The following is a 10,680-nucleotide window of genomic DNA, read 5'->3' as shown; positions in this document are numbered from 1 at the left end:
AGCCAGGGTCCGTCGCGGAATTTGGCATTGGCGCGGCTGGAAACGCTGGTACCCAAGCTGCTGGCGCACCACCGCTGGTGGTACCGCTGCCGAGACCCGCAGCAGACCGGGCTGGTGGTCAATATCCACCCTTGGGAAACTGGCATGGACAACTCACCCGCCTGGGACGAGCCGCTGCGTGCCGTGCCCGAAACCACCCGCCACTACGAACGCAAAGACCTCAACCACGTCGATGCCTCGATGCGCCCGCCCAGGTCGTTTTACGACCGCATGGTTTACCTCATGGATTTCAACCGCAGCGTCGGGTTTGATCCGGCCAGGATACATGCCGAGTCCTCGTACCGGGTCAACGACATTGGCATCATCAGCATCCTGCAGCGCGCCAGCCGCGACCTGGCCTACCTGTGCCAGGTTTTGGGTATGGATGCGCCGGTTCATGAGTTGCAGATGCACGTCAATCGCACCCAACTGGCGGTGCGGGATTTGTGGTCACATCGCTGGCGGCAATATGTGTCGCGCAACGCCATCACCGGTGAGCTCCTGGAAGTGCCGACCTCTGCCGGTTTGCTGGCTGCCTACGCTGGTTTTGAGAACGACTGCGCAGGGACTATCACTAACTGGTTGATGGAGACCCCTTACGGGCTGCCATCGACTCGGATGACAGCGTCAGGTTTCGAGTCACGGCGCTACTGGCGCGGCCCGATCTGGCAGCATATCAATATGCTGGTTTCGGTGGGCCTGGCGGAACAGGGGCGTGCTGAACTAGCCGATCGCATCGCACATCACTCGCGGACGCTGCTGGAAGCCACGGGGTTCCATGAGTACTACAACCCGCTCTCGGGTACTGGTTTGGGCGGATCCGAGTTTTCCTGGACAGCTGCGACCTATTTGCACTGGATCTATCCGGCATACCGGTGAGCCAGGGCACGCCAGTAATCCCTATGTAACCCGCGCATCAGTCGGACGTTATCATTTCTGGCGCGTTCGTCATTGCACCTCCAACTCGAAACTTAACTTGCCATGGAAAACTCCACCCGGACCGAAACCATCGAGCGTACCCAAAGACCCTGGGGCTGGTTTGAGACCATTTCGGAGATGCCCGGCAACAAGATCAAGCGCATTGGGGTGTTGCCGTGCCAACAAATCAGCCTGCAAAAACACCGGCATCGGTCCGAGCACTGGGTGGTGGTACGGGGCTGTGCGCAAGTCACCCTGGGCGATCGGGTGTTTGACCTGACCGTGGGTCAACACTGCGACATCGCGCTGGATCAGGTGCACCGCATTGCCAATCGAAGCGCAGATCAATTGGTCGAGATTGTCGAAGTCCAGTTTGGCGACTATCTGGGTGAAGATGACATCATCCGTTTGAGCGACGATTACGGCCGCGTGTAAAGTCGGTGCCCTCTGCATCACACAAAAAAGCCATGAGCCATCATGTTTTGACCAACCGTTTCAAATTGCCCGAAGGTAGTTCGCCCGTCGCCTGCGTCGATATCGGTGGCACCAAGGTGGCGGTCAACATAGTTGATGCACTGGGCGTGCGCGGCAAAGTGGCAGAGCCGACGGCGGTTTCTGGCCACAACGACGCTTTGGCGCAGCAGATCATCCGGCTGATCGGTCAAAGCTGTGCCGCCAGTGGCGTCGCGATGGACGCTGTGGCGCGGGTAGGGGTGGCGTCGTGTGGACCATTTGTGCTGAATCAAGGGCAGGTGGAACTGGCCGCCCCCAACATTTGTGGTGGGCAGGCGGGTCCGGCACGTGGCTTACCCAATGACTGGAAAACAGCGCTTCTGGAAGCACCTTTGCGTCAGCGTTTTGCCCAGGTAAGGGTGGAAAACGATGGCATCGGGGCGCTGGAAGCCGAGCGGCGCTGGGGCGCACTGCAGCGTGACGGTGTGCCCATGACCCACTGTGCCTACGTCACCTGGAGCACCGGCATTGGCACCGGGCTGTGTGTGGATGGCCGCATCTTGCGCGGCAAGAATGGCAACGCCGGCCACGCCGGGCACATCTTTGTCAGCGACAACGACGACGCCTTGTGCGGCTGCGGCAACGTCGGCGATGTGGAAGCGCTGATCGCCGGCAATGCGCTGGCGCGTCGTTTTGCACCCCTTGGGTATGCCGATCCAGCTGCGTTATTTGCAGCAGCTTATGCGGGTGATCAAAGGGCTGAAGGCATTATTGACGATGTATGTCAGGTGATGGGCCGGATGCTGTTTGCCCTGATTGCGATTGCCGACCTTGAGCGCATCAGCATCGGCGGTAGTGTCTATTGGCACCACCGGGACTATCTGTTGCCCAAACTTCGTGCGGCAGTCCATGGCAAGCTGCCACCCCTGACCGACGGGTGCGAGCTCGTCAGTGCCGGCTTGGGTTTGCAGGTCGGTGATTTTGGCGCTCTGGCGCTGGTCGCCTGAACCTGAACATCACGACGCGCCATGCGCCTCTTTCTCAAAGGTCTGGTGGTGGGAATATTGGTCGCTTTGATGGGCACCGCGGCCTTCAGCTCATTGCGTTACGCCTACCGGATGCGAATGCCTGCGGAGCCAACCCGCGACCATACGCTGCAGCCGATTCAAGTCCCCCAGGACTGGATCAAGGCGGGAACCCCGCGTTTTTTGTACACCGAATATGTCGCATCGCCCGACCGAAACAGTTCGAGTGGCATCTGGAGTTGTGAGGGTCAGTCGACTTTTGAGTGGCATTTTGACGCCGATGAAACGGTGCATGTGCTCGATGGTCGGGTAGAAATCAGCTACCTGGGTCAGCATTTTGTCTTGGAGGCGGGCGATACCGCCTTTTTTCAGGCGGACACCCGCGCTGTCTGGCATGTGCCCCGCTACATGCGCAAATCATTCACCCTGCACCAACCCAATCCACTGGTTCGCCTGGTGCGCACGCTGTTGCGCGCGGTCGATTCCCCAACGTCCTGAAACAGATTCCTGCGTCTAGGGGTAAGTCCCCATTGCGGCGAGACAAAAATTAATTAACAATTAATTAATTCGCGCAACACGGTGTCTGCACGAATCAACCCGCGCCCCAGATTTGTTTATGCTGGGGTCGTTTCTTTAGGAGATGACATGTTAAAACTTTCCAAGCTGGCTTTTGCGGTGGCGTTTGTGGTGGCTGGCAATGCCGCCATGGCGGGTGAGGTCGAGGTGCTGCACTGGTGGACATCGGGCGGCGAGGCCAAATCGGTGGGTGAGTTGAAAAAAATCATGCAAAGCAAGGGTCATACCTGGAAAGACTTCGCGGTGGCAGGCGGCGGCGGTGACAACGCCATGACCGTGCTCAAGAGCCGTGTGGTGGCGGGCAACCCGCCGGCAGCCGCCCAGATCAAAGGCCCGGCGATCCAGGAATGGGCCTCTGAAGGTGTGCTGGCCAATCTGGATGCGACGGCCAAGGCCGAAAAATGGGACAGCCTGTTGCCCGCCGTTGTCGCCGACGTGATGAAGTACAAAGGCAATTACGTGGCGGCACCTGTCAATGTGCACCGCGTCAACTGGATGTGGGCCAACAGCGCCGTGCTGAAAAAAGCCGGTGTGGCCGCGGCTCCCAAGACCTGGGACGAGTTCTTTGCCGCTGCTGAAAAGGTCAAGAAGGCTGGCTTGATCCCGGTGGCACACGGTGGCCAGAATTGGCAGGACTTCACCACGTTTGAGTCCGTGGTACTCGGAGTCGGCGGTGCCAAGTTTTTCCAGGATGCGCTGATCAAGCTCGACCAAAAGGCGCTGACCAGCCCGACCATGACCAAATCGCTGGAAACTTTCCGCAAAGTCAAGAGCTATACCGACCCGGCCTCGCCTGGCCGCGACTGGAACCTGGCCACCGCCATGGTGATTCAGGAAAAGGCTGCCTTCCAGTTCATGGGGGACTGGGCAAAGGGTGAGTTCACCGCCGCTGGCAAGGTGCCAGGCAAGGACTACATCTGTGCTGCAGCTCCGGGTACCGGCAATGCCTACACCTTCAACGTGGATTCGTTTGCCATGTTCAAGCTGAAAGATGCTGCTGCTCAAAAAGCCCAGGCAGATCTGGCCGCTGCCATCATGGGGGTCGAGTTTCAGGAAGTTTTCAACCTGAACAAAGGGTCGATCCCGGTACGCCTGAATATGGACATGGCCAAGTTTGACGATTGCGCCAAGCTTTCCACCAAGGACTTTGTGGCGACATCCAAGAGCGGTGGCCTGCTGCCCTCGATCGCTCACGGCATGGCCGTTAAACCCGCAGCCGAAGGCGCCATCAAGGACGCGGTCAGCCAGTTCTGGAATGACGACAAGATTTCGGTGGCTGACGGTGTGAAGAACATCGCCAAAGCGGCTGCAACCAAGTAAGTTCGGTTCATGACGACCTGTTTTCCGGCCTGGAGTATTTGAGGTCGGGAATCAGGTTGCGGGGGATTGAAGGCAATTGGCTCGCTAACCCGCAGTAGGGTTGGGGTACGACCCGCCGCTCATGTCCCCCGCCCTTCGGGCTCCTCCTTTACTTCGCTTTGGGTCATACCCTAACCCTGCTGCTTGGCGCTGTGACCTGTGACATTGAAACGCTAATTGGCGACTAGACCTGACGGGGTGGGTGTTTCGCGCAGTGAGGTAAAGGAGGAGGCCGAAGGCCACAGGCGTTCGGTCGGGGGACACGAACGCAGCGGAATACCCACCCCGCCAGGTCGGGTTAAGGCGCAGGAATCCCTTCTGCGGATCAACATTGATCCCATCAAGTCAATCAAAGGCGAAAGATCTATGAAATCCTTTGAAAACGTGTTACCCAAGCTGGTGATCGCCCCGGGTTTTGTGCTCGGCTTTGCGTTCATCTACGGCTTGATGATCTGGAACGGGGTGCTCTCCGTCACCAACTCGCGCATGCTGCCCAATTACGAAGAATTCGTCGGGCTGCAGCAGTACGCCAACCTGTGGGAAATGGATCGCTGGTACATCGCGCTCAAAAATCTGGGCGTCTTCAGCGTGTTGTATGTGGGCGGCTCGATGCTGCTGGGCATGCTGCTGGCGATTTTTCTGGACCAGAAAATTCGTGGCGAAGGCTTTCTGCGCACTGTTTACCTTTACCCCATGGCTTTGTCGTTCATTGTGACGGGTACCGCCTGGAAATGGATTTTGAACCCCAGCCTGGGTCTTGAAAAACTCATGCACGACCTGGGATGGACCTCGTTTGGGTTTGACTGGCTGGTGCAAAGCGATACCGCCATCTACTGCGTCGTGATCGCCGGTGTGTGGCAGTCAGCCGGGTTTGCCATGGCGTTGTTTCTGGCTGGTTTGCGCGGTATTGACGACAGCATCATCAAGGCCGCGCAAATGGATGGGGCCAGTCTGCCCCGCATTTATTGGCGCATCATCCTGCCGGTCCTGCGCCCGGTGGTGTTTTCCACCATCCTGGTGTTGTCACATCTCTCGATCAAGGCGTTTGACCTGGTCATGGCCCTGACTGCGGGTGGGCCGGGTTATGCATCGGATGTTCCTGCCACCTTCATGTTCACCATGAGTTTCACCCGTGGCCAGATCGGTCTGGGTGCCGCCAGTGCCACCATGATGCTGGCGTTTGTGGCCTCCTTGGTGGTGCCGTATCTGTACAGCGAGTTGCGCGCCAAACCGCATGAGCGTTAAGAACAAGGAAATACATCCATGAACGCTAAAACACTTTCCCGCGCCGCCGTTTACGGTGTGCTGCTGATTGCGGCCTTTTTCTTTCTGGCGCCTCTGTATGTGATGCTGGCCACCAGCTTCAAAGATGCCGAGCAGATTCGCTCGGGCAATCTGCTGAGTCTGCCGACCTCGCTCAACTTCGAGTCGTGGACGCTGGCCTGGTCCACCGCCTGCACCGGCGTCGATTGCCGGGGGCTCAAACCCTATTTCTGGAATTCGGTGATGATGGCCGTGCCTGCGGTGCTGATCTCGACCGCCTGGGGTGCCATCAATGGTTATGTGCTCTCCATGTGGAAGTTCAAGGGAAGCGACCTGCTGTTTGGCTTCATCCTGTTTGGCGTGTTCATGCCGTTCCAGGTGGTGCTGCTGCCGATGAGCCAGGTGCTGGGTTTTCTGGGTCTGAGCAGCTCGATTGCCGGGCTGGTGCTGGTGCATTGCCTGGCGGGCATGGCCGGCACCACGCTGTTCTTCAGAAACTACTACACCGCCATTCCGCGTGAACTGGTCAACGCCGCGCGCATGGACGGGGCCGGTTTCTGGCGCATCTTCTACCGCATCGTCATCCCGATGAGCACGCCGATTCTGATGGTCACACTGATCTGGCAGTTCACCAACATCTGGAACGACTTTCTTTTTGGCGTGGCTTTCAGCGGCGCTGACAGCAAGCCCATCACGGTGGGGCTGAACAACATGGCCAACACCACCAGCAGCGTCAAAAACTACAACGTCGACATGGCTGCGGCCATCATTGCCGGCTTGCCGACCATGCTGGTGTATGTGCTGGCGGGGCAGTATTTCGTCAAAGGTCTGACTGCCGGTGCGGTCAAAGGTTAACTGATTCATAGGACACCACCATCATGGCAGCATCCCTCCACATCGCAGGCATCCGCAAGGTCTTTGGCAAAGCAGACAAGGCCGTTGAAGTCCTGAAAAAAATCGACATCATGGTCGCGCCCGGCGAATTCTTGATTCTGGTCGGCCCCTCGGGCTGCGGCAAATCGACGCTGCTTAACATCATCGCCGGCCTCGAAGACCCAACCGAAGGGGAGCTCAAGATTGCCGGCAGAAACGTCATTGGCGTGGCGCCAGCGCAGCGCGACATCGCCATGGTGTTCCAGAGCTACGCGCTTTACCCGACCATGAGCGTGGCGGACAACATTGGTTTTGCGCTGGAAATGCGCAAGGTGCCGCTTGATGTGCGCAAAAAACGCATCCAGCAGGTGGCCGAGATGCTGCAGATCCAGCACCTGCTGGACCGCCGCCCGGCGCAACTCTCGGGGGGCCAGCGCCAGCGCGTGGCCATGGGCCGGGCTTTGGCACGCGACCCACAACTGTTTTTGTTTGACGAGCCACTCTCCAATCTGGATGCCAAACTACGCGTCGAGATGCGCGCCGAGATCAAACGCCTGCATCAGGTCAGCGGCATCACCAGCGTGTACGTGACGCACGACCAGATCGAGGCCATGACACTGGGCACGCGCATCGCGGTGATGAAAGACGGCATCCTGCAGCAGATTGGCACACCTGACGAGATTTACCGCCTGCCCGCCAACACCTATGTGGCCGGATTCATTGGTTCACCCACCATGAATTTCATAGCTGGTAGTGCAAGCGGGATGGGCGCTGATGGCCTTTTTTCCTTTGAAGGGGGCAATCTGACACTGCCCTGCCCGATGCAAGGCAAGGTCACGCTGGGCCAACGCCCCGAGCACATTCACCTGGCCGAGGATGCCAGTTGGCGCGGTGAGGTCACGCTGGTGGAGCCCACGGGTGCCGACACCTATGTGGTGATCAAGACCGGCGTCGGCCTGATCACGGTGCGTACACCACCCAGTACCCAGGTCAAGGTGGGTGACAACGTCGGTCTGTCGGTCAGTGCCAACCACAACAACTGGTTTGATGTGCAGACCGGCCAGCGTCTTGGATAGGTCGGGCCTGAACGGCTGGCAACCGGTTTCCCCAAGAGGTCGCGAGGTGTGACCTCATTGTGCGCAGCGCCTACGCTGGCTCTGCTGCCAGTGATGCGGTACAGGGCGGCGATCAACCGTCACCGCGCCGCGGCAGGCTCAGGCGGATGCACAGTCCATGGGGTTGCACGGCGACTGCCTGCGCGTGCCCGCCGTGGCGCTGGGTGATTTCGGCGACGATTGACAGGCCCAGACCACACCCGCCAACCTGCTCCGAGCCACGCCAAAACCGCTCGAACACGTGCTCAAGCTGCTCGACCGCCAGGCCCGCACCGGTGTCGGTGACGTCCAGCCACACCATATCACCGCTGTCGGTGAGGCGCACGGTCACCTCGCAATCGGGTCCGGCGTAACGAAGGGCGTTGTCGAGCATGTTGGTCAAGGCCTCGCGGAGCAGCAGGGGCTCACCGGCAAGCAGGCAATGTTCAGGTCCTTCATATCCCAGGTCGATACGGCACTGGATGGCCCGTGGTGTGTGGTCGCGCGCCACGCCCCGGGCCAGCTCGGCCAGGTCGATCGGCTGCAGCCGGACCTCCACCTCATGGCGTGCCAGCGACAGCAGCTGGTGCACCAGATGGGCACTGCGCTGGGCGCCGCTGAGTACCTTGTTCAGTCGCACGCGCAATGCCTGTGGGTCGGTCTCCGTCAGGGCCAACTCGGTCTGGCTGATCAGACCTGCCAGCGGGGTGCGCAGCTGATGGGCTGCGTCGTTGAGAAAACGTTTTTCCTGCCCCAGATTGCGCCGCACCGCCGCCAGCAACTGGTTCAACGCGCCGGCCAGCGCATGCACCTCCTGCGGCGCCTGGGTCAACTCGATCGGAGAGAGTGCCGACACCGCCGGGTCGCGCCGTACCCCCAGCTGTGCCTGCAGGCGGGTGAGGGGTTGCAAGCCACGCGAGATGCCGCCGTACACCAGAACGCTGAGTACAGCACCCAGGAGCAACAAAGGAAACAGCATGTCGGCAATCAGCTCGGTGGTCAAGCGTTGCTGCACGGCCAGGCTCTTGGCCACTTGCACCCGCATCCGTTGCGGCGAGAGGTTGTCACCGTAGTCCAGCTCCAGCAGCGCCACGCGCATCGCCCGGCCTTCGATCTGCACGTTGTACAGCAGGGTTTCACCGGCCAGTTCCACCGGTGCATCCACTGGCCCGGGCAGGGTGCCGTTGCCCAGCAAGAACTGCCCGGGGGGCGACGACACCATGTAACTCACGCGGTCTTTGGGGTCCTGCTCGATGATGTCCTGTGCCGCGCGCGGAAAGTCAATCAACAGCCCGGAGCCAATTGGCTTGACCTGCCGCGCCAGCGAGCGCACCGACTGGGTCAGCGACTGATCGATGGCTTTTTCTGCGTAGTTCAGCGCGATGCGGTAGGCCAGCAGTCCGCCCACCAAAAAAAGCACCAGTTGCGGCAGCAGCAGCCAGATCAGCAACTGTCGTTTCAGCGACAAACCCTGCCGGGGCGTCGCGTTGGCGGATGCAGCGGGGGCCGTCTGACTGGCCGGCGCGCTCATGCGGTGGTGGACTCCAGCATGTAGCCCAGGCCACGCACGTTGCGGATGTTGAGCCCGGAGTCGGCCAGTTTGCGGCGCAGGCGGTGGATGTAAACCTCCAGCGCGTTGGAGGCCACGCCGGCACCGTCACCGGGTTCGGACTGCCAGGTTTCCAGCACATCCTCGCGGCTGACCACGCGGCCGGCGTGCGTCACCAGCAGCGACAAAAGCGCCCATTCGCGCTGGGTCAGCTCCAGTGCTTCGTCACCCAGCCAGGCTTGCGGCAGCGTGGCGTCGACACGCAAACGTCGCGTCGCCGGACTGGCCACTTCCAGCGAGCCACCAAAGGCGGGCAGGCGTGCGCGGCGCAACAGGGCCAGCAGGCGCGCCTGCAGCTCGGCCATGCTGAAGGGTTTGGTCAGGTAGTCATCGGCGCCGGCGGTCAGCCCTTGCACCCGGTCTTCAACACCGTCGCGCGCAGTCAAGATCAACACTGGCAGCGCGGGCAGGCGTTTGCGCAGCCAGTGCAAGAGTTCCATGCCGCTGATCCTGGGCAGCCCCAGATCGAGCACCACGCCGTCAAAGCGCTCGCGCTCCAGCAACACCTGCGCCGCCTCGCCGTCAGCCGCCGCAGTGACGCTGTGGCCTGCCTGCGCCAGTTGGGCGCTCAGGCCGTCACGCAACAATTCGTCGTCTTCAATAATGAGCAAGCTAGACATGTTGCAAGCATACCCCAGCGATGGGATGTCAGGTGTTGGCTTGCTGCACCGCAGCGACCCTTGCCAGGTGAATCATTTCGCCAATTTTCTGGCCACTGGCACCCGCCGCCATGGCGCTGTCAGCTATGGAAGCTGTATCAAGCTGCTGCACCATCGTCAGTACTTCAAGCAAGCGCTGGCGCTGCGGGTAGGCTTGCTCGCTGAGGCCCAGGCGGCCCCGTGCATCGCATTCGCAGGCCATCAGTGCCTGGGCAAAACGCTGCGGCTTGCGGATGGCGTCACAGCGCTCGAGCAGTCGTACCAGCGCTGCCGCGCTGAAGTCGGTGCTGCGGTGGATGTTGCCGTGCTCACGCGCCACCACATCGGCCAGCTCACGGCAGTCAGTGGGCACGCGCAGACGTTCACAAATGCCCTTGAGCAGGCGGGCGCTGCGCTCTTCGTGACCCAGGTGGCGTGGCAACACATCGGGGGGTGTGGTGCCTTTGCCCAGGTCGTGAAACAGGCAGGCCACCCGCACCGGCAGCGGCGCCCGCAACCGTGCACTCATGTCGAGCACCAGCATCAGGTGCCAGCCGGTGTCCACCTCGGGGTGGTAGTCGGCGCGTTGCGGCACGCCCCACAGCCGCTCCACTTCCGGCAGCAAGCGCGCCAGCGCGCCGCAGTCGCGCAGCACAGCGAACATGCGCGAGGGGGTGGCTTCCATCAGCCCGCGCGCCAGTTCCTGCCAGACGCGTTCACTCACCAAGTGTTCCACTTCACCGTTCTCGACCATCTCGCGCATCAATGCCAGCGTCTCGGGAGCCACGCTGAAGTCGCTGAAGCGCGCGGCCAGGCGTGCCACGCGCAGAATG

Annotated in this window: 11 protein-coding genes; 8 read left to right on the top strand and 3 right to left on the bottom strand. The window is 60.8% G+C overall.

From position 1 onward, the window contains the following. The 8 genes from KBF66_RS16805 to KBF66_RS16770 all read left to right on the top strand — a co-directional run. On the top strand, positions 1–918 hold a 918-nt coding region (locus tag KBF66_RS16805), incomplete at its 5' end, for a hypothetical protein (RefSeq protein ID WP_296659970.1). 102 nt (positions 919–1,020) lie between these two features. Further along, positions 1,021–1,392, top strand: coding sequence for a phosphomannose isomerase type II C-terminal cupin domain (locus tag KBF66_RS16800; protein WP_296659967.1), 372 nt, complete (start codon positions 1,021–1,023; stop codon positions 1,390–1,392). Between the two features lie 32 nt (positions 1,393–1,424). Further along, positions 1,425–2,417, top strand: coding sequence for an ROK family protein (locus tag KBF66_RS16795; RefSeq protein ID WP_296659964.1), 993 nt, complete (start codon positions 1,425–1,427; stop codon positions 2,415–2,417). 21 nt (positions 2,418–2,438) lie between these two features. Beyond that, positions 2,439–2,933: a cupin domain-containing protein gene (locus tag KBF66_RS16790; RefSeq protein ID WP_296659958.1), complete on the top strand. Its 495-nt coding sequence runs from the start codon at positions 2,439–2,441 to the stop codon at positions 2,931–2,933. Positions 2,934–3,080: 147 nt separating this feature from the next. Continuing rightward, complete coding sequence (locus KBF66_RS16785; RefSeq protein ID WP_296659955.1) at positions 3,081–4,331, top strand: ABC transporter substrate-binding protein; 1,251 nt, start codon at positions 3,081–3,083, stop codon at positions 4,329–4,331. A 405-nt stretch (positions 4,332–4,736) separates the two neighbouring features. Then, positions 4,737–5,615 carry a sugar ABC transporter permease gene (locus KBF66_RS16780; RefSeq protein WP_296659952.1) on the top strand — a complete coding sequence of 293 codons (879 nt, stop codon included), beginning with the start codon at positions 4,737–4,739 and terminating at the stop codon, positions 5,613–5,615. Between the two features lie 18 nt (positions 5,616–5,633). Then, complete coding sequence (locus tag KBF66_RS16775) at positions 5,634–6,488, top strand: carbohydrate ABC transporter permease (RefSeq protein ID WP_296659948.1); 855 nt, start codon at positions 5,634–5,636, stop codon at positions 6,486–6,488. 23 nt (positions 6,489–6,511) lie between these two features. Beyond that, entirely contained in the window at positions 6,512–7,582 is a 1,071-nt protein-coding gene (locus KBF66_RS16770) for an ABC transporter ATP-binding protein (protein WP_296659945.1), read from the top strand. Between the two features lie 112 nt (positions 7,583–7,694). Here the strand turns inward: KBF66_RS16770 and KBF66_RS16765 are convergent, their stop codons facing one another. From KBF66_RS16765 to KBF66_RS16755, 3 genes are all read right to left on the bottom strand, one after another. After that, complete coding sequence (locus KBF66_RS16765) at positions 7,695–9,131, bottom strand: sensor histidine kinase (RefSeq protein ID WP_296659941.1); 1,437 nt, start codon at positions 9,129–9,131, stop codon at positions 7,695–7,697. Further along, on the bottom strand, positions 9,128–9,829 hold the full coding sequence (locus tag KBF66_RS16760; protein ID WP_296659937.1) for a response regulator transcription factor: 702 nt from the start codon (positions 9,827–9,829) through the stop codon (positions 9,128–9,130). The genes KBF66_RS16765 and KBF66_RS16760 overlap by 4 nt, the downstream gene beginning before the upstream one ends. Positions 9,830–9,857: 28 nt before the next feature. Further along, a partial coding sequence (locus KBF66_RS16755) for an HD domain-containing protein (RefSeq protein WP_296659933.1) occupies positions 9,858–10,680 on the bottom strand: 823 nt, incomplete at its 5' end.

Origin of the sequence: Rhodoferax sp., from assembly GCF_018063565.1 — a bacterium.
Taxonomy (GTDB): domain Bacteria; phylum Pseudomonadota; class Gammaproteobacteria; order Burkholderiales; family Burkholderiaceae_C; genus Rhodoferax.
The sequence above is the reverse complement of the archived record's forward strand: the minus strand, read 5'-3'. Positions and strand labels throughout refer to the sequence as shown.

Bases quoted from the DNA above. Each gene is read 5' to 3' on its own strand.
- KBF66_RS16800 (WP_296659967.1), top strand. From the start codon at position 1,021: ATGGAAAACTCCACCCGGACCGAAACCATCGAGCGTACCCAAAGACCC.
- KBF66_RS16795 (WP_296659964.1), top strand. From the start codon at position 1,425: ATGAGCCATCATGTTTTGACCAACCGTTTCAAATTGCCCGAAGGTAGT.
- KBF66_RS16785 (WP_296659955.1), top strand. From the start codon at position 3,081: ATGTTAAAACTTTCCAAGCTGGCTTTTGCGGTGGCGTTTGTGGTGGCT.
- KBF66_RS16790 (WP_296659958.1), top strand. From the start codon at position 2,439: ATGCGCCTCTTTCTCAAAGGTCTGGTGGTGGGAATATTGGTCGCTTTG.
- KBF66_RS16775 (WP_296659948.1), top strand. From the start codon at position 5,634: ATGAACGCTAAAACACTTTCCCGCGCCGCCGTTTACGGTGTGCTGCTG.
- KBF66_RS16780 (WP_296659952.1), top strand. From the start codon at position 4,737: ATGAAATCCTTTGAAAACGTGTTACCCAAGCTGGTGATCGCCCCGGGT.
- KBF66_RS16765 (WP_296659941.1), bottom strand. From the start codon at position 9,131: ATGAGCGCGCCGGCCAGTCAGACGGCCCCCGCTGCATCCGCCAACGCG.
- KBF66_RS16770 (WP_296659945.1), top strand. From the start codon at position 6,512: ATGGCAGCATCCCTCCACATCGCAGGCATCCGCAAGGTCTTTGGCAAA.
- KBF66_RS16760 (WP_296659937.1), bottom strand. From the start codon at position 9,829: ATGTCTAGCTTGCTCATTATTGAAGACGACGAATTGTTGCGTGACGGC.